The sequence below is a fragment of the Nonomuraea sp. N2-4H genome (assembly GCF_045291505.1).
GTDB lineage: Bacteria > Actinomycetota > Actinomycetes > Streptosporangiales > Streptosporangiaceae > Nonomuraea > Nonomuraea fastidiosa.
Genome location: NZ_CP147987.1, coordinates 2,527,492 through 2,545,795, shown reverse-complemented (window position 1 = coordinate 2,545,795; position 18,304 = coordinate 2,527,492). Strand labels below are relative to the sequence as shown.

The following is an 18,304-nucleotide window of genomic DNA, read 5'->3' as shown; positions in this document are numbered from 1 at the left end:
GTCACACCGCCGTCGTCAGTCTCGGAATCGCCGCCACCAGCTCCTTCGTGTACGGGTGCGCGGGCTCGCGGAAGACCGTCTCCACCGGCCCTTCCTCGACCACGCTCCCGTCCTTCATGACCAGCACCCGGTCGCACAGGTGGTGGACCACGCCCAGGTCGTGGGAGATGAACAGGTAGGCCACGCCGGTCTCCCGCTGCACGTCCTCCAGCAGGTCGAGGACCTGCGCCTGGACCGACACGTCGAGCGCGGAGACCGGCTCGTCGCAGACGATCACCGAGGGCGACGGTGCCAGGGCCCGCGCGATGGCCACCCGCTGCCGCTGCCCGCCGGAGAGCTTCAGCGGCCTGCGTCCCAGGTGCTCCTCGCCGAGCCCCACGAGCTCCAGCAGCTCGATCGAGCGGGCGCGGCGCCGTTCGCGCGGCACGCCGGCCACGTCCAGCGCCTCGGCGAGGATCTTCGCCACCGTGTGGCGGGGGTCGAAGGAGGCCAGCGTGTCCTGGTAGACGACCTGGACGTCGCGGCGCTGGGCGCGGTCGCCGCGCGTCCACGGCCGTCCGTGCACCTCGACCGCGCCGGTGTCGGGCGGCGTCAGCCCGAGCGCGATCCTGGCCGTGGTGGTCTTGCCGGAGCCGGACTCGCCGACGATGCCGAGCGTCTCGGCGGCGCGCAGCTCGAACGACACCCCGTTCACGGCCACCCGGTCGCCGAAGGACTTGCCGATGTCCCTGGCGCGCAGCACGACCTCGCCGCGGGGCCGCCGCGGCCCGGTCGCGCCCGCGGGCGGGACGGTGCCGGACAGGCGGGTGCCCTTGGTGTGCTCGGCGGGGATCGCCCGCAGCAGCTTCTTGGTGTACTCGTGCTCGGGCCGGGTGAGCACCTCACTGCTCGGCCCCTGCTCGACGATCACGCCGTCCTTCATGACGGCCACCCGGTCGGCCAGCCGGGCCACCACCGCCAGGTCGTGGCTGATCACCAGCAGCGACCTGCCCTCGGCCTTGATCCCGGCCAGCAGGTCGAGCACCTGCGCCTGGATGGTGACGTCCAGGGCGGTGGTGGGCTCGTCGGCGATGATCAGCTCGGGGCCGGCGGCCAGCGCGGTCGCGATCAGCGCCCGCTGGCGCAGGCCGCCGGACAGCTCGTGCGGGAGCTGCCCGGCGCGCAGCTCGGGCTCGGGCACCCCCACGGACGCCAGCAGCTCCACCACCCTGGCCTTCCTGGCCGGGCCTGACAGGTCGGTGTGGGCGGCCAGCACGTCCTCGATCTCCTTGCCGACCTTGCGCAGCGGGTCGAGCGAGACCAGGGCGTCCTGCAGGACGAAGCCGATGCGGCCGCCGCGCAGCCTCCGCCAGCCGCGCTCGCGCAGCCGGGTCAGGTCCTGGCCGTCGAAGGTCAGCCCGGCGGCGGTGACGCGGGAGCCCGCGCCGGTGAGCCCGACCAGCGTGCGGGCGGTGACGCTCTTGCCGGAGCCGGACTCCCCCACCAGGGCCAGGCACTCCCCCGCCCCGATCTCGAACGACACGCCGTGCACGACGGGTGTGCCGCCGAAGGCGACGCGCAGGTCGTCCACCGTGACCAGGCTCATCCTGTCCTCCCTTCCGATCGCAATCTGAGCGCCCTGCCGACCACGGTCACGCTGATCACGGTCAGCGTGATGGCCAGGCCGGGGAAGAGGCCGTACCACCAGGCCCGGGAGATGAAGTTGCGGGCGGTGGACAGCATGGAGCCCCATTCGGGCTCCGGCGGCGGCGTGCCGAGGCCGAGGAAGCTCAGCGCGGAGCCGGCCACGAGGGCGGTGCCGACGCCGATGGTGGCCAGGATGAGCACCGGTTTGACGGCGTTCGGCAGCACGTGCCGGAGGATCACGCGCGGACCGGGCAGGCCCAGCGCGTACGCCGCCTCGACGTAGCCCGCCCGGCGGATCGCCAGCGTCTGGGCGCGGACGAGCCGGGCGTACGACGGGATGTTGGCCACGCCGATGGCGAGGATGGCGTTGCCGGTGCCGCCGCCCGCCACGGTGATGACGACCAGGGCCAGCAGCAGCTCGGGGAAGGCCATGCCGACGTCCGACAGGCGCATGATGACGTTCTCGACGATCCGGTTGCCGAGCCCCGCGGCCAGGCCGAGCAGCCCGCCGAAGACCAGGGCGACGGCGATCGCGCCGAAGCCGAGCAGCAGCGAGGCGCGGGTGCCGTGCACGATGCGGGCGAACACGTCGCGGCCGTTCTCGTCAGTGCCGAGCAGGTGCGCGGCGCTGGGCGGCTGGAGGGTGGCGCCGCTGTCCACGGCGAGCGGGTCCTGCCCGGTGAACAGGCCGGGCACGAGCGCCGCCAGCACGAGCACGGTCAGGACGGCCACGGCGAGCCACACGCCGATCCGGTTCACGCCGCCTCCTTCAGCCGGGGGTCGATGACCAGGTAGAGCAGGTCGACCAGGAGGTTGACCAGGACGTAGACCAGCGCCGACAGCAGCACCACGCCGAGCACGAGCGGCAGGTCCTTGGCGTTGACCGCCGAGACGAGCAGGCGGCCGATGCCCTGCCGGGTGAACAGCGTCTCGGTGACCACGGCGCCGCCGAGCAGCGCGCCCACCCAGAAGCCGGTCATCGTGACCAGCGGGGTCAGCGCGTGCCTGAGCGCGTGGCGCAGCCGTACGACGGTGTCGCTGAGCCCGCGGGCGCGGGCGCTGACGATGAACGGCTCCTCCAGCACCTCCTCCAGGGCCTCGCGCAGCACGTGGCCGAGCACGCCCGCGATGGGCAGCGCCAGGCAGAGCGCGGGCAGCACCAGGGAGGCGAAGCCCTGGCCGCCGGTGGAGGGAAGCAGCCGCAGCCCGAAGGAGAAGACGGTCAGCAGCACGATGCCGAGCCAGAACGTCGGCGTCGAGGCCGCCACCAGCTCCACCACCGAGGCCAGGCCGCGCCAGCGGCGGCGGCCCGCCGTGGCCAGGGCGATGGCGACGGCCAGGAACAGCCCGGTGAGGGCGGCCGCCACGGCCAGCTCGACGGTGGCGGCGGCCTGCTCGCCGATGGCCTGGGTGACCGGGGTGTGCAGGCGGTAGGAGGTGCCGAAGTCGCCGTGCGCGATGCGCCACAGGTGGGAGACGTACTGCTCGAACCAGGGGCGGTCGAGGCCGTACTCGGCTCTGACCTGGGCGAGCACCTCGGGGGTTGGCGCGGCGCCCTCGCCGCCGACGACGGCCTCGGCCGGGTCGCCGGGGGTGAAGTGCACGACGAGGAAGGTCAGGGTGGCCGCGCCCCACAGCACGCCGAGCCCGGCGAGCAGGCGCCATCCGATGAACGTCAGGGTCTTCATTCGTCCAGCCAGGTGTCGTAGAAGTAGGGCGACGGGTAGGCGGGCGTGAAGGCGAGGTCGCGGACCTTCTTCTGGTAGGCGACCGGGCGCGGGTCGTCGTAGAAGGGAATGGCGGGGACCAGTTCCAGGAGCCTGGCCTGCGCCTTGTTGTACAGCTCGGTCGGGTCTTTGGCCGCCCTGGCCTGCTCCAGCAGCTCGTCGAGCTGAGCGTCCTTGAGCCTGGCGACGTTCTGGCCGCGCCGCTCGGGGGTGGTGATGTTCTTGGAGGAGTACTGGATCCACAGCACGTCGGCCGTGTTCGTGGCCCACAGGCCGGAGCTGAGGTCGTAGTCGCCCTTGATGGAGCGGTCGGTCAGCTCCTGCTCGGGCGGCGTCTGGATCTGGATGTCCAGGCCGATCTTCCGCGCGGCGGCCTGGGTCTGCACGGCGATCTGCATGCGCTGGGCGGGGAAGTTCGCGGCGATCGGGAAGTACGCGGTCAGCCGCTTGCCGTTCTTGAGCCGGATGCCGTCCTTGTCCCTGGCGGTCCAGCCGGCCTCGTCGAGCAGCTTGTTCGCCAGCGTCTCGTCATGCTTGATGCTGCCGCTCAGCCCCTGCGCGTAGCCGGGCGTCGAGGTGGTGACGAAGCCCTGCGCCACCTGGTACTGGCCGAAGGAGATGCCCTTGATGATGGCCTCGCGGTCCACGGCGGCGAGCAGCGCGCGGCGCACGCGGACGTCGTCGAAGGGCGGGCGCGAGGTGTTGAGCCAGAACGACATCGGGTGCCCGGGGCGGATCGCCGTGAGGAAGCCGAGGCCGGGGTTGGCCTTGACGTCCTCGACGTTCTGCGGCGGGGTGAAGTCGATCGCGTGCACCTCGCCGGAGGCGAGCGCGTTGTAGCGGGTGCCGTCCTCGGCGAGGAAGCGGATCTCCAGCCGGTCGAGGTAGGCGGGGCCGGTGTGCTTGGCGCTCTTCGGGCCCCAGTTGTAGTCGGGGTTCTTCCGGTACGTGATGCTCTGGCCCTTGGTCCACTTCTCGAAGATGAACGGGCCGGAGCCGATCGGGTGCGTGCAGATGCTCTCCGGCGCCTCCTTGATCTGCTTGGGCGAGATCATGCCGAGGTAGCCCTGGGCGAGGATGTCCAGGAACGGCCGGTACGGCGAGCGGAGCCTCACCTGGAGCGTGTACTCGTCCAGCACCTTCGCGTCCTTGTAGGGCGCGATGTAGGAAGCGGCCAGCGGGGACTTGGTCGCCGGGTCGCGCATGTGCTCGAAGTTGGTCTTCAGCGCCTCGGCGTTCCAGGCCGCTCCGTCGTGAAATCTCACGCCTTTGCGGAGCTTGAAGGTGTAGGTCAGGCCGTCGTCGGAGACCTCCCAGCTTTCGGCCAGCCACGGCTGGATCGTCCCGTCGGTGTCGAACCACACCAGCGAGTCGGCGACCGGGACCGTGGTCACCGGGCCGTCGGAGCTGGCGTTGCCGTGCGGGTCGAGGCAGGGCGGCTCCTGGCCGTTCTCGCCCAGGATCAGGGTGCCGCCGGACTTGGGGGTGCCGGGGTCGTCGTTCGTGCCGCCCGAGGTCCCGGCCGCGCTGCCGCATCCGGCGAGCAGCAGCGCGAGCGCGAGCGCGGCGAGGGGGGTCTTGGTCATGTCAGCTCACCCATGCGTCGTGGAAGATGACAGCGCCGTAGGCGTGATCCCAGGTCAGGCCGTGCACCCGGGACTGTGCCGAGACGAGGCTCGGCCGGTCGTACAGCGGGATGGCGGGCGCCAGGTCGAGCAGCCTGGCCTGCGCCTTGGCGTACAGCTCGGTCGGGTCCTTGGCGGCTCGGGCCTGCTCCAGCAGCTCGTCGAGCTCGTCGTCGGAGAGCCTGGTGATGTTCTGGCCGCGCCGCTGCGGCGTGGTGATGTTCTTGGAGGAGTACTGGATCCACAGCACGTCGGCGGTGTTGGTGGTCCAGATGCCGACGGAGACGTCGAAGTCGCCCTTGCCGGTGCGGTCCTGCGACTCCTGCGAGGTGACGTTCTCGATCGTGATCTCGATGCCGGCCTTGGCGGCGGCGGCCTGGGTCTGCACGAGGATCTGCGTGTTCTGCGGGTTCACGCCGGTGTCGATGGCGACGGCGCTCAGCCGCCTGCCGTTCTTGAGGCGGATGCCGTCCTTGTCCCTGGCGGTCCAGCCGGCCTCGTCGAGCAGGGCGTTCGCGCGGGCCGGGTCGTAGTCGATCCGGCCGCCCTCGGCATGGTCGGGGGTCGCGGCGGTGACGAAGTTCGTGGCCACGTTCCACTGGCCGAAGGAGACGCTGTCGATGATGGCCTTGCGGTCCACGGCCAGCGTGAGCGCCTGGCGTACCCTGCGGTCGTCGAAGGGGGCGCGGCCGGTGTTGAGCCAGACCGAGAACGGATGTCCGGGCCGGTCGATCGTGATGAAGGTCAGGTCGGGGTTCGCCTTGACGTCCTCGACGTTGGCCGGCGGGGTGTTGTCGATCACGTCCACCTCGCCGGAGAGCAGCGCGTTGTAGCGGGTGGCGTCCTCGGCCAGGAAACGGATCTCCAGCCGGTCGAGGTACGCGGGCCCTTCACGGCCGGTCGGCCCCCAGACGTAGGCGGGGTTCTTCTTGTAGGTGATGCTCTGGCCCTTGGTCCACGTGTCGAGGACGAAGGGTCCTGACCCGATCGGGTGCTCGCAGGTGCTCTCCGGGGCCTCCTTGAGCTGCTTGGGGGAGATCATCGCCAGGTACGACTGCGCGAGCACGTTCAGCAGCGCCGAGTACGGCGAGCCGAGCCGCACTTCGAGGGTGTGCTCGTCCAGGACCTTCGCGTCCTTGTAGGGCGCGATGTACGAGGCGGCCAGCGGCGACTTGGTCGCCGGGTCGCGCATGTGCTCCAGGTTGAGCTTCAGCGCCTCGGCGTTCCATGCCGACCCGTCGTGGAACGTCACGCCCTGGCGGAGCCTGAAGGTGTAGGTCAGGCCGTCGTCCGAGATCTTCCAGCTCTCGGCCAGCCAGGGCTTGATGTTCCCCTCGGCGTCCTGCCACAGCAGCGAGTCGAAGATCGGGCGGCTGACGACCGTGGTGTTGGTGGTGGACGTCTGGTGGGGGTCGAGGCAGGGGGGTTCGTCGGCGTTCTCCCCGAGCACGAGCGTGCCTCCGGGCTTCGGGCCGGAGCCGGCGGCGGCCGGTCTCGGGGTGGCGTCGGCGCCGCAACCGGCCAAAACCGCCATGACCAGGGCTGCGACGAGGAGCGTTGTGGAGCGGGTGAGCATGGAGGTCCTTAAACAGGCATTGCCTACCTGCATTGCAGGGATTACGGTGAACCCTAACGTAACACGCAGAACGGGCGAAACAACATGACCCACGTGATCGCCGTCGGCACCGAGGTGCTCGCGGAGGAGAGACGATGACTTTGACGTTCCACTGGTTCCTGCCCACCTACGGCGACAGCCGTGACATCGTGGGCGGCGGTCACGGGCTTCCCGCGGGCGCGGCCTCGGGCGCCCGGCCCGCGACCCTGTCCTACCTGCGCCAGATCGTGGAGGCCGCCGAGCAGACCGGCTTCGTCGGGGCTTTGACGCCCACCGGCGCCTGGTGCGAGGACGCCTGGCTGACCACCGCGATGCTGGCCGGCACCACCGAGCGGCTGAAGTTCCTGGTGGCCTTCCGCCCCGGGCTGGTCTCCCCCACGCTCGCCGCGCAGATGGCGGCCACGTTCCAGTGGCAGTCGGGCGGGCGGCTGCTGCTCAACGTGGTGACCGGCGGCGAGGCGCACGAGCAGCGCGCCTACGGCGACTTCCTCGACAAGGACTCCCGCTACGCCCGTACCGACGAGTTCCTGCACATCGTGCGGGCGCTGTGGCGGGGCGAGAGCGTCAGCTTCACCGGCGAGCACCTGCGGGTGGAGGACGCGCGGCTGGCGCGGCTGCCCGACCCGGTGCCGCAGGTGTACTTCGGCGGCTCATCCCCCGCCGCGGGCCGGGTGGCGGCGCGCCATGTGGACGCGTACCTCACCTGGGGCGAGCCGCCGGACGCCGTGGCGGAGAAGATCGCCTGGATCAACGGACTGGCCGCCGCCGAGGGACGTACGGTGCGGCACGGCATCCGCCTGCACGTGATCACCCGCGACACCAGCGAGCAGGCGTGGGCGCAGGCCCGCAGGCTGCTCGACGGCATCGACGAGGCGACCGTGGAGAAGGTGCAGGCGGGCCTGCACCGCAGCGAGTCCGAGGGGCAGAAGCGCATGCTCGCCCTGCACGGCGGCAAGCGGGACCGCCTGGAGATCTATCCGAACCTGTGGGCGGGCGTCGGGCTCGTGCGCGGCGGCGCGGGCACGGCGCTGGTCGGCAGCCACACCGAGGTCGCCGACCGGATCGAGGAGTACCACCAGCTCGGGCTGACCGAGTTCGTGCTGTCGGGGTACCCGCACCTGGAGGAGGCGTACTGGTTCGGCGAGGGCGTGCTGCCGATCCTGCGCGAGCGCGGCCTGTGGCGGCATCCTGCCGAGTCCGGGAGCGCCGAGCCCGTGTCCGTCCCGTTCGCCACGGCGGGGGCCCGATGAGCGCGACAGCACAGGGCGCGACGGCACAGGACGCTGCGGCCGAGAGCGCATCGAGCGCGAGCGCGCCGGCCAAGGGCGCGCCTGCCGGGGACACGCCGGTCGAGGGTGCGCCGGGTGAGTCGACGCTGGCCGAGCTGCGGAAGCGGGCGGATGAGCTGCTTCCCGAACTGGCGGCGGGGGCCGCGCGGCGCGAGCTGGAGCGCGAGCTGCCGCACCGGGAGATCCGCGCGCTGGCCGACGCCGGCCTGCTCACCTTCCGCATCCCCGCCTCGTACGGCGGCGGCGGCGCGAGCGTGGCCGAGGTGTTCGATTTCCTCATCTCGCTGGCCGCCGCCGACTCCAACATCGCCCAGGCGCTGCGCCCCAGCTACGGCCGGGTCGAGCACCTGCTCGCCGCCCCGGAGGCCGACCGCGAGCGCTGGTTCCCGCGCTTCCTGGCCGGTGACGTGTTCGGCAACGCGGGCTGGGAGATCGGCGGGGCCAACGGCGAGGTGCGCACCCGCATCGACGGCGACGGCGTCGTCAACGGCAGCAAGTACTACAGCACGGGCGCGCTGTACTCCGACTGGATCAGCGCGTCGGCCGTGGACGACGCGGGCGAGCGGGTGTTCTTCACCGTGCCGCGCGACCGCGAGGGGCTTGAGCTGCTCGACGACTTCGACGGGATCGGGCAGCGGCTCACGGCCAGCGGGACGACCCTGCTGAACGGGGTCAAGGTGGCGCCGGAGGAGATCGCCGCGCGTCCCGGCGGCGGGGGCCGCTCCCCCGTCAGCGCGTTCATGCAGCTCTACCTGGCCGGCGTGCTGGCCGGGATCGCGAGGGGCGCGCTGGCCGACGCCGTCGCCTTCACCCGTGAGCGGGCCCGGCCGATCCAGCACAGCGGCGTCGCACGGTCGGTCGACGATCCGTACGTGCGGCACACCGTCGGCGAGATCTCCGCCCGCGCCTACGCCGCCGAGTCCGCGGTCCTGCACGCCGCGTCGGCGATCGACCGGGCGTGGGCGGGCGGGCTGGACTCCGGCCTGCTCACCGATGCGGCCGTGAAGGTCGCGCAGGCGCAGTTCGTCGCGGCGGAGTCGGCGCTGAAGGCGTCGGAGCTGGTGTTCGACGTGGGCGGCGGCTCGGCGGTCGCGCGCAAGCACAACCTCGACCGGCACTGGCGCAACGCCAGGACGGTCGCCAACCACAACCCGCGCGCCTGGAAGGCGGCCGTGGTCGGCGCCTACCGCCTCACCGGCGAGCAGCCGCCGGTCAACGGCCTGTTCTGAGCCGTTGCTCGCCTGAGCTCCGGCGGGTGACGGCCCCCACGGCAGGCCGTCACCCGCCGGTCCCGCATGTCGTACGGGGCCTCGCTGCGGACGCGCTCCCGCACCGGTCCCGCATGTCCTGCGGAGCCTCGTTGCGGACGCGCTCCCGCGCCGGTCACGCGTGCCCGGCGAAGCCTCGCGCGGCCCCTCGCACGCCCGGCGCGGCTTCGTGCGCGCCTGCGCGCCGTTCACGCGTGCGAAGGCGCACTCCCGGGCCGGTCAGGGGTGCCCGGTGGAGACGCTCGGGAACGGCAGGACGGGGAACGGGTTGTCGGGCAGGAGCAGCACCCGGCGGGCCTGGTCGGGCTGGCCCGCCGCGTCGAGGTGGAGCAGGGCGGCACCGATGCCGGCCGCGCCGACCATGTAGCCGGTGTCCGCGCTCACCTCGCCGGGCCGCACCCGGCGGTACGCCTGGTACCAGCGGTAGCCGCCCCCGTCGTGGTCGTCGGCCCTGGCGACCAGGTCGGCGGCGAGCGTACGGGCGAACTCCAGGCAGGAGGCGCGCCCGGTGATCGCCCAGAGCCCGACGAACAGCTCGACCAGGCCCGCCGTTCCGCAGCACTGGCAGGCCGAGTTCCAGTAGCCGGGGGTGCGGCGCGGCGGGGCCGCGCTGTCGACGACGCCGAGCGCGAGCCGTTCCATCCAGTCGAGGTCGTCGAGGTCGCCGGTCACCCGGTGGAGTTCGTAGAACATCCTGGCCACACCGGCCGCACCCGAGCAGAACCCGGCGTAGAACAGCTCCCCGGTCCTCGGCACGTGGTGCGGGACCAGCGCCCGCCCTTCGCCGGTGACGCTCACCTCGCGGATGAAGGCGGCGCCGCTGCGGGCGGCGCGCAGGAAGCGCTCGTCGCCGCTCACGCCGTACAGGCGGGCGAGGAGGAAGGCGATGCCGGCGGATCCGGTGAGGAAGCCGGGGGAGATCGCGTCGGACGGCAGGCCGTCGAGGCCGCCGTGCCGGCCTCCGGGGACCGGCAGTCCGGCGATGCGCAGGCCGGCCTCGACGGCGGCGGCCTCGTACGCGGGCTCGCCGAACCTGGCGGCGGCGCGCAGCAGGCCGAGTACGATGCCGCCGTCACCGCTCAGCGCGGGGTCGAACGTCCAGCCGGGGCCGTCCACGCGGGTGCGACCGCCGTCGACGATCGTCTCGGCGATGGCCGCCGCCTCGGCGTCGAGGCGTTCGTCGCCGAGCGCCCATCCGGCCTCCATGAGCGCGACCATGATGCCGGTGCGCCCGTGGTGCAGGCTCAGATCGTCCTCGCGCCGCCAGGTGGCCGCGAGCCACTGCGCGCCGCACCGGGCGTCCTCCAGGTAGGAGTCGTTGCCGGTGGCGGCGGCCAGTTCCAGGAAGAACAGCACGATCCCGGCAGCTCCCGAGTACAGGGATCGCGGTCGCGGGGGCACCGCCGACCTGCCGTGCCGGTCGGGGTTGGCCCGCCAGTGCCTGCCGTCCTCGTCGTCCACGGCGGCGGATCTGATCCAGCGCGCCGTGGAGAGGGCGGCCGTCATCGGAGAGTGGGCACGAGCACTCATGGGGCGCAGCTCGTCCAGGCTCATGACCGGACTCTGGCACACATAGGACACATTTCGCAGGCTTTTCCGATTATTTCCGTAGGTTTGATGGAGAAGGCGGCGGGCCTCGTCGTGGCCGCGCGCGCTCATAGAGCCGCCGGAGGGTGGTCGGCAATCACAGGTGCTTTCATCGCCGGCCCGCGCCTGTAAGTCTCGGTCGAGTCCTGAGCGGGCTTCAGTACCCGGTGCCACGAGTATAACCTATAAAGCTAGTAGGAATTGTTGACTTTGCTCGGAGGCCGCCGTAGCTTCACGGTCATGAAGCCTCCGACCAGGCGCCCGGCGTGGTGACCGCGGCGGCGCCGCCGCGGACGACCGTCCCCGGCGGCGCACCCGAGCCCGCCACCCGGCGACGGCGGACCGCGGCCCGCGGAATCCGGCCGCGCGCGTTCCCCGCCTGCTCCGCCCTGCGGGCCACCGTCAGCCACGCCGTCCGTCAAGCCGCCGGATGGCCGTCACAGAACAGGAGCGCACCATGTCCACGCCGACCGACACCCAGCTGAACCTGCAGCCGCTCGGACCGCACTTCGGCGCCCGCGTCGAAGGGCTCGACCTGGCGACCGCCTCCGACGAGGAGCTGGCCGCCGTACGCGCCGCGCTCGTGGAGCGCAAGGTGCTCTTCTTCTCCGGCCAGAACCTCGACGAGGACGGCCAGGTCGCGCTCGGCCGCCGGCTCGGCGAGCTGACCGCCTCACATCCGGTGGTCGCCGGCGTGGACGAGGCGCATCCGGAGATCTACGCGCTCGACAGCGCCGACGACGGCTTCGCCGACGTCTGGCACACCGACGTCACCTTCATGCCCCGGCCGCCGCTCGGCTCGATCCTGCGGGCCGTGATCCTGCCGCCCACCGGCGGCGACACGAGCTGGGCCGACAGCCAGCTCGCCTACGACTCGCTGTCCGCGCCTGTCCAGCGGCTGGCCGACCAGCTCACCGCCGTGCACGACGGCAACCGCGAGTTCGGCTACTACCTGGCCCAGCGGCGCGGCGGCAAGGGCAACGAGTGGGACGGCAAGGTCGTGACCCGGCTGGACCCGGTGGAGCACCCCGTCGTCCGCGTGCATCCGGAGACCGGGCGGAAGGGGCTGTTCGTCAACCCCGGCTTCACCTCGCACATCGTCGGCGTCTCCGAGGCCGAGAGCCGGCATCTCCTCGACCTGTTCTACGCCCACCTGACCAAGCCCGAGCACATCGTCCGCCACCGCTGGAGCCTCGGCGACGTCGCCATGTGGGACAACCGCAGCACGATCCACTACGCCAACCGCGACTACGGCACCGCGCGCCGGGTCATGCACCGCATCACGCTGCGCGGCGACCGCCCGTTCGGGCCGGCGTCCACGCCCGGCTGACGTCGGGGGGTGCGGACGAGCCTGCCTTGGAGGTGGCCGGCGGCGACGCAGCCGGTGCGCGCCGGCCACCGGACCCGGCTGAGGCATGGGGCCGAGGGATGCGGCGGAGGCTCAGCGCGCGCCGGGCCGGGCGGACAGCAGAGCCGACAGCAGGGCCGTGCGCCGGAGCCCGACGTTGGCGCCGTCGCCGCGGCCGGGCGACATGGTGTGGACGGCGTCGCCGAGCAGGGTGACAACGGGTCCGTCCAGGGCCCCACGGGGCGGGCCGAGGCGATGGGGCCACCGAACGTGCCGGGCATCCGGCGGCGGCGACGATCTCGCCGTCGCCGGATGCCCGGACTCGACCGTACGGGCGGCCGGCCCGTGCAGCTCGCGGGGCTCGGGCGGCGCGGGCCGCCGGCGGGTGGGGTGACGGCCCAGGAGAGGCAGCCGGGGATGTCGGTCAGGCGGGCTCGCGGTGCGATGCGGGCGGCGGCTTGTGCGGGAGGTTCCGGGGGTACGGCAGGTGGCCACCGAGAACGTGGCGCCGCCGGCCACGATGACGTGGAGCGGCGACCACCGCTCGGTACTGGTGGGCTTCGATGGTGTCAGGTCAACCTGACACCATCGTCAGGTCAACCTGACACCCGTGGGCGGTGTCCCCGCTCGGCTAAGGTGGCGGGCGTGAGCGCCAACACCGACCGCGGCACCGAGTTGCGGGAGAACCGGGCAACGTTCCCGGAGCGGGTCCGGCTCAAGGACGCGCTGGAGGCCGCGCGTACGGCCGGGCGGGGCGGGGAGGCGGCACGGCTGGAGGCACGGCTCGCCGAACTGCCGGAGATCGGCCCGCTGGAGGCGCTGCAGGCCAACGCCGGCCTCATGGGCATGCTCACCGCCCAGCGCTGGATCGCCATGCGCTCCGCCCAGGCAGAAGGCGCCGGCCCGGAGCAGATCGGCCGCGGGCTGGGCATCTCCAAGCAGTCGGCGTGGGAGTTCATGAAGCGCCGCATCGACGTCCGCAACCACGACTGAGACCCCGCGATGAACGATCACTCCCCGGGAACGCCCGCCATGCGCAGCGACGCGCGCCGGAACTACGAGCGGCTGCTGCACGTGGCCGAAGACGCCTTCGCCAGGCAGGGCGTCAACGCCTCGCTGACCGAGGTCGCCAAGCGCGCGGGCGTCGGCATCGGCACGCTGTACCGGCACTTCCCCACCCGCGAGGCGCTGATCGACGCGGTGCTGCGCGAGCGGTTCGACCGGCTCAGCGCGCGGGGCGGCGAGCTGCTCGAGAGCCGCTCACCTGAGGACGCGCTGCTCGCGGCGAACTTCGCGGAGGGCGCGCCGCGTACCCGGGCGCTCGCGGTCTTCTCGTCGGTGTCCGGCCTGAGCCTGTCGGCCGGGCTGATCCTCGGCGGGCTGCTCACCTCGCTGGCGTCCTGGCGCTGAGTCATGTTCGTCAACGTGCCGGTCGGCGTGGTGATCGTGGCGCTCGCGCTGCGGTACGTGCGCCCCGTCGCGAAGCACCGGACCGGGCTCGACGTGGCCGGCGCGGTCCTCGGCACGGCCGGCATGACGGCGATGGTCTACGGCTTCGTCCGCGCGGGCGAGGCGGGATGGGGCGATCGGAGCGCGCTGGCCGCGCTCGCCGTCGCGCTCGTCGCGCTGGTCCTCTTCCTGGTCGCCGAGGCGCGCGTGGCGCACCCGCTGCTGCCGCTCGGGCTGTTCCGCGACCGCAACCGCGCCGCCGCGTACCTCGACATGTTCCTGATCTCGGCGACCATGCTGGGGATGTTCTTCTTCCTCACCCAGTTCCTGCAGACCGTCGAAGGCTTCACCCCGCTGGCGACCGGGATCGCGTTCCTGCCGCTGGCCTTCACCGCGCTGGTCTCCGCACGCGCGGTGCCGTGGCTGCTGTCCCGGCTCGGTCCCAAGGCCGTCACCGCGTCCGGCACGGTGGCGATCGCGGCGGGCATCCTCTGGCTCACCCGGCTCTCCGCGATGTCCGGGTACGCCACCGGCATCGCCGGCCCGTTGATCCTCTTCGGCCTCGGCATCGGCATCACCTTCGTACCGCTGAACTCCTTCATCCTCGCCGGGCTGCGCCCGCACCAGACCGGCGCGGCCGCCGCGACCGTGCAGACCATGCAGCAGGCGGGCAGCTCACTCGGGCTCGCCGTCCTCGTCACGGTGTTCGGCGCCGCCGTCCGCGACGCCGCCCCCGGCTCCCCGCCGGCCTGGCCGACGCCATCGCGACCTCGTTCGCCGCGGCGAGCGCGTTCGCGGCCTGCGCGCTGGCCGTCGCGGTCATGGCGGTCCGCCGGCCCGGCTAGCCTCCATGATCCGCGGCGCCCACGACCGCGACGGGGCAGGGTGCGTTCAGCAGCAGGTCGCGGGCGATGCCCGGCCGCCGGCCGGGGCGCGGCGAACCACCATGAGCGTGGCGGGCGGGTGGTCGGCGGCGGGCTCGATCCGCACGCCGGGATGGCCGCGCTCCCACTCCGTGAGGTCCGCCTCGGCGGCCAGGGCGACCTGCCGGAGCCGCGCCTCGTGGTAGGCGAACTCCAGGACGGCGGCGTCCGGCTCGGGGCCGGTGACGACGATCGGCCCGGGATTCTCGGGCAACGGCAGCGGTCCAGGCCCGCGGACGACGATGACGGGGCAGGCGGCGTGCGCGGCGGTGTACTCGGCGACCGACCCGACGACCGCGCGGGGCAGCGCGCCGAGCCCGCGCGAGCCGACCACGATCAGCTCGGCGTCCTTGGAGAGCTCGACCAGGCGCTCGGCGGCGGAGCCCTCGTACAGGTCGGTGTCGACCCGCAGGCCCTGGCTGGTCTGCCTGGCGCACTCGGCGCCGTGCCACATCACGTGCTCGGCCGCCTTGCCCAGGTGGGATTTGGCCTCCTCGTCCGCCTCACCGTACGGCCACTGCCAGGCGTGCACGACCAGCAGCGGCAGCGTGCGCAGCTCCGCCTCGTCGAGCGCCCAGTCCAGGGCCTGCATGGAGAAGTCCGAGCCGTCGTAGCCGAGCACGACATGTCCGGCCATCACGCACCTCCTCCGTGGCGCCGCGCGGGTCGTCTCACTCGTGGCGTCATGTCAGGACATCGGAGAGCGGGCGGCGCGGCATGTCCCTGACGTCGTCGAAGGTGACGCCGAGCCTCATGATCATCTGTGGGTGCTCCCCCGACAGCAGCTCCCGCCGCAGGAAGTCCCGCAGCGGGTCCATCTCCAGCGCCTGGGTGTGGAAGGCGGCGCTCACGCCGTACGCGGAGGCGTGCAGCAGGACGTGCTGCAGCGCCTGGCCCGCGGCGATCCAGTCGGCGCGGCCGTCGCCCCGGGTGGTGAGCACGGCCACCACGCCCGTCTCCGTCTCGGCGGGCGCGCCCTCCGTGCCCCAGCCGTGCCGCCAGGCGTAGTGGCGCTGCGGGAAGTCGGGCTCGGTACGGGCGGGTTCGCGCGGGTAGGCGGTGGCGGGCACACCGTCGGCGCGGTTGCTGCCCGGCGGGCGCGCCCAGGCGATGACCTCCAGGTCGAAGCGCCGATCCCGCCGCTGCACGCCCTGGGCCGCCTGGGTGAGCCCGGCGATGACGCGGATCGCCTCCGGATCGCGTACGGGCGTCAGCCGCGCGCCCTCCTCCGTGGCGCTCCTGGCCAGCGCGTCGATCAGCCGGTCGGGCACCGGCATGGCGGCGAAGCCGGCCCGGTGGGTGCGGCGCCGCTCGATCTCCCCGCAGAGCATCCGCGTGGACTCGTCCGCCTCGATCTCCTCGCCCAGCGCGATCGTGGCCAGCAGGGCTGGACGGTCGGGGTCGGGCAGGATCCGTACGACGGGTTCGTAGCCCTCGCAGCGCAGCACCGTGCGGATCGTGAACAGCGCGGCGCCACAGCTGATCAGCAGCTCCCTGCCGGAGGCGTCCTCGGCGGTCAGCCGCCTCGCGGTGTCGGCGCGCAGCGCGATCTCCTCGCCGGAGACGGCGAACGTCCAGGGCTGGGTGTTGTGCACGGACGGCGCCCAGCGGCCGGCGTCCACCGCGGCCTCCAGTGCCTGCTTCGGCGATCGGGTTCTCATGGCTGCCTCCAAGGTCGATGGCCTGCCGCTACAGCAGCGGGGGCAGGGCCATGAGGTCGTCGTCGTCGAAGCTGACCTCGCAGACCACGTCCACCACGCCTTCGACGCCGCGTACGGCCTCGGCGACCGCGATGACCTGCGACCTGCGCCGCACCCGGCCGCCGAGCCGCACCACGCCCCCGTCGATCCGGACCGTGAACGTGCCGTCCTCCGGCAGCACGGCCCGCACGTCCCGCTCCAGTTCCGCGGCCGGGCGGGTGAAGACGCGCAGCACGTCGCGCTGGTGCAGGGTGCCGACGATGCGCCCGGTCTCCGGATCGACGACCGGGAGCTGCTTGACCTGTTTGGCGTGCATGAGCCGGGCCGCGTCCCGCACCCTGGTCTCGGGGGTGACGGTGATCGGCGGTGCGGTCATCAGCTCGCCCGCCGTCACGCCTGCGGCCTTGTCGTACTCGCGGCGCTGCGTACGCGACTCGAACATCGACACGCCATGCCGCACCGGGTCGATCTCCTTGAGCATCAGATCGGTCTCCGACACCACGCCGATCGGGCGCCTGTTCTCGTCGATCACGGTGACCGCGCCGACCGCGTAACGCCGCATCGCGGCCACGATCTCCGCGAACGCCGCATCGGGCAGCACGGCGATGGCCACCCGGCCCATGACGTCCTTGACCAGGATCGACATGACGTCCACCTCGCTTCCACGTCCTACGTTCCCTCGTCCTCGCCTGCCCCGTGAGCGGCGAACGACCCCGATCGGAGGGACGAAGGTCCCGCACCCCGCCCGGCTCCTAGCGGCGCCTGCCGGGCAGCAGGGGTTCGAGGCGGAACATCCCGGTGATGATCTCGCCGGGCTCCTCGACGTCACGGATGCGCCCGGCGACGGCCGACAGCACGTCGCGCGCCGTCACCAGGCCGATCAGCCCGTCTTCCGACAGCACCGGCACCGCGTCGCAGCAGGTGTCGACCATGAGGGCGGCGATCCTGGTCAGCGGCGTGTCGGGGCGCACCCGGGGCAGCGGCACGCGTTGCAGCAGCGAACGTACGGGGCGGGTGGACTGCTTGTCCGGCTCGCACGTCCAGGAGGAGGCGAGCCGCTCGCGGGTCAGGATGCCCAGCACGTGACCGTCCTCCACGACGGGCAGGTGGTGCACGCCGGCGCGGCGCATCAGTTCCCAGGCCATCAGCGGCGACTCGTCGGGCGCGACGACCACCAGGATCCGGCTCATGGCGTGCGCGGCGGTCATCGACTCGACGTTCACGGCCCCTCCTCAGCGCGGCGCACCACCGCGACGGCGCGGCGCGCGTGGTGGAGCACGCCCCTGCTGACCGAGCCGAGCAGCAGCGAGCCGATCGGTCCCCTGCCGTGGGTGCCGACGACCACCAGGTCGAAGTCGGCGCCGGTGAGGGCGTCCACGGGGTGCGCGCACGGGATGTCCGTCACCGTCCGCACCTCGGGGTGCTCGGCCTGCCAGCGCGCGGTGCGGGAGCGGACCATCTGCTGCACGGAGTCGCGGATCGTGTCGGCCTCGTACGAGATCTCGGGCGCGAAGGCGTGCACCGGGACCTGCCAGGCGTGGATCAGGTGGAGAGTCGCGCCGCGCAGGGCGGCCTGCTCGAAGGCGTACGCGATCGCCGGTTCGCTGTGCTCGGAGTCGTCGACGCCGACGGCGATCTCGCCCGACGGCTCGCCGGGCTCGGTGCGCACCACCACCACCGTGCACGGGGCGTGCACCGCCAGCCGCGTGCTCACCGAGCCGAGCATGGCCCGGGCGAAGCCGCCGAGCCCCCGGTCGCCGATGACGAGCTGATCCGCCTCGCGCGCCTGGTCGAGCAGGACGGCGGCGGGCACGCCTTCGATGACCTTCGTGGTGATCCGCACCTCGGGCTGCCGGGCGCGCGCGGCCGTCTCCGCCTGCTTGACCACCTTCTCCGCCGCGCGCATCAGGATGTCCTCGGGCTCGATGGGGACGGCCACCCCGGCGATGGCGTACGGCCCGCGGTCGAGCACGTGCACGATGCGAAGCTCGGCGCCCGTGCGCCTGGCGTCGTCAGCGGCCCACTCCACCGCCGCGGTGGCGGGTGCCGAGCCGTCGGTGCCTGCGATGACGAGTCCCCCATGGACACCCTCTGACCAGCGGCCATCCCGGCAAACCCGGCGCGGTGCAAGCATGGCGGGGCCGAGC

16 protein-coding genes and 1 pseudogene are annotated in these 18,304 nt (G+C 72.8%); 6 read left to right on the top strand and 11 right to left on the bottom strand.

Annotated elements, in window-relative coordinates:
* Window position 1: 1 nt before the first annotated feature.
* Genes WBK31_RS11585 through WBK31_RS11565 form a run of 5 tightly spaced genes read right to left on the bottom strand, consistent with a single transcriptional unit; the run spans window position 2 to window position 6,554 of the window.
* Window positions 2-1,585: a dipeptide ABC transporter ATP-binding protein gene (locus WBK31_RS11585; RefSeq protein WP_378789733.1), complete on the bottom strand. Its 1,584-nt coding sequence runs from the start codon at window positions 1,583-1,585 to the stop codon at window positions 2-4.
* Window positions 1,582-2,385 carry an ABC transporter permease gene (locus WBK31_RS11580; protein ID WP_364067800.1) on the bottom strand — a complete coding sequence of 268 codons (804 nt, stop codon included), beginning with the start codon at window positions 2,383-2,385 and terminating at the stop codon, window positions 1,582-1,584. The genes WBK31_RS11585 and WBK31_RS11580 overlap by 4 nt, the downstream gene beginning before the upstream one ends.
* Window positions 2,382-3,314 carry an ABC transporter permease gene (locus WBK31_RS11575; RefSeq protein WP_364067802.1) on the bottom strand — a complete coding sequence of 311 codons (933 nt, stop codon included), beginning with the start codon at window positions 3,312-3,314 and terminating at the stop codon, window positions 2,382-2,384. Before WBK31_RS11575 ends, WBK31_RS11580 begins: the two co-directional genes overlap by 4 nt.
* Window positions 3,311-4,939, bottom strand: a complete 1,629-nt coding sequence (locus WBK31_RS11570; protein ID WP_364067804.1) for an ABC transporter substrate-binding protein — start codon at window positions 4,937-4,939, stop codon at window positions 3,311-3,313. Before WBK31_RS11570 ends, WBK31_RS11575 begins: the two co-directional genes overlap by 4 nt.
* Window position 4,940: 1 nt before the next feature.
* Window positions 4,941-6,554: an ABC transporter substrate-binding protein gene (locus WBK31_RS11565; protein ID WP_364067806.1), complete on the bottom strand. Its 1,614-nt coding sequence runs from the start codon at window positions 6,552-6,554 to the stop codon at window positions 4,941-4,943.
* 134 nt (window positions 6,555-6,688) lie between these two features.
* Between WBK31_RS11565 and WBK31_RS11560 the strand changes: the two genes are divergently transcribed.
* Both WBK31_RS11560 and WBK31_RS11555 read left to right on the top strand, forming a co-directional pair.
* Window positions 6,689-7,843 (top strand): LLM class flavin-dependent oxidoreductase, encoded by a 1,155-nt coding sequence (locus tag WBK31_RS11560; protein WP_406674784.1) that lies wholly within the window; start codon window positions 6,689-6,691, stop codon window positions 7,841-7,843.
* On the top strand, window positions 7,840-9,111 hold the full coding sequence (locus tag WBK31_RS11555; protein ID WP_364067810.1) for an acyl-CoA dehydrogenase family protein: 1,272 nt from the start codon (window positions 7,840-7,842) through the stop codon (window positions 9,109-9,111). The genes WBK31_RS11560 and WBK31_RS11555 overlap by 4 nt, the downstream gene beginning before the upstream one ends.
* Before the next feature lie 258 nt (window positions 9,112-9,369).
* Here the strand turns inward: WBK31_RS11555 and WBK31_RS11550 are convergent, their stop codons facing one another.
* Window positions 9,370-10,704, bottom strand: coding sequence for a lanthionine synthetase LanC family protein (locus WBK31_RS11550; RefSeq protein WP_364067812.1), 1,335 nt, complete (start codon window positions 10,702-10,704; stop codon window positions 9,370-9,372).
* 490 nt (window positions 10,705-11,194) lie between these two features.
* Here WBK31_RS11550 and WBK31_RS11545 point away from each other — a divergent pair, with 490 nt between their 5' ends.
* From WBK31_RS11545 to WBK31_RS11530, 4 genes and pseudogenes are all read left to right on the top strand, one after another.
* On the top strand, window positions 11,195-12,067 hold the full coding sequence (locus WBK31_RS11545; RefSeq protein WP_364067814.1) for a TauD/TfdA family dioxygenase: 873 nt from the start codon (window positions 11,195-11,197) through the stop codon (window positions 12,065-12,067).
* Between the two features lie 663 nt (window positions 12,068-12,730).
* Window positions 12,731-13,078, top strand: a complete 348-nt coding sequence (locus WBK31_RS11540) for a hypothetical protein (RefSeq protein WP_378789742.1) — start codon at window positions 12,731-12,733, stop codon at window positions 13,076-13,078.
* A gap of 9 nt (window positions 13,079-13,087) precedes the next feature.
* Complete coding sequence (locus WBK31_RS11535) at window positions 13,088-13,495, top strand: TetR family transcriptional regulator (RefSeq protein ID WP_406674783.1); 408 nt, start codon at window positions 13,088-13,090, stop codon at window positions 13,493-13,495.
* A gap of 3 nt (window positions 13,496-13,498) precedes the next feature.
* A pseudogene (locus WBK31_RS11530) lies at window positions 13,499-14,158 on the top strand (MFS transporter); the annotation flags it as partial.
* A gap of 267 nt (window positions 14,159-14,425) precedes the next feature.
* On the opposite strand, the gene WBK31_RS11525 reads toward WBK31_RS11530, so the two are convergent.
* From WBK31_RS11525 to WBK31_RS11505, 5 genes are all read right to left on the bottom strand, one after another.
* Window positions 14,426-15,094, bottom strand: coding sequence for a universal stress protein (locus WBK31_RS11525; RefSeq protein ID WP_378789745.1), 669 nt, complete (start codon window positions 15,092-15,094; stop codon window positions 14,426-14,428).
* 46 nt (window positions 15,095-15,140) lie between these two features.
* Complete coding sequence (locus tag WBK31_RS11520) at window positions 15,141-16,118, bottom strand: Acg family FMN-binding oxidoreductase (RefSeq protein ID WP_378789747.1); 978 nt, start codon at window positions 16,116-16,118, stop codon at window positions 15,141-15,143.
* 28 nt (window positions 16,119-16,146) lie between these two features.
* Window positions 16,147-16,803, bottom strand: a complete 657-nt coding sequence (locus WBK31_RS11515) for a CBS domain-containing protein (protein WP_364067821.1) — start codon at window positions 16,801-16,803, stop codon at window positions 16,147-16,149.
* A 106-nt stretch (window positions 16,804-16,909) separates the two neighbouring features.
* Window positions 16,910-17,380, bottom strand: coding sequence for a CBS domain-containing protein (locus WBK31_RS11510; RefSeq protein ID WP_364067822.1), 471 nt, complete (start codon window positions 17,378-17,380; stop codon window positions 16,910-16,912).
* Entirely contained in the window at window positions 17,377-18,291 is a 915-nt protein-coding gene (locus WBK31_RS11505; protein ID WP_378789751.1) for a universal stress protein, read from the bottom strand. Before WBK31_RS11505 ends, WBK31_RS11510 begins: the two co-directional genes overlap by 4 nt.
* Window positions 18,292-18,304 lie beyond the last annotated feature (13 nt).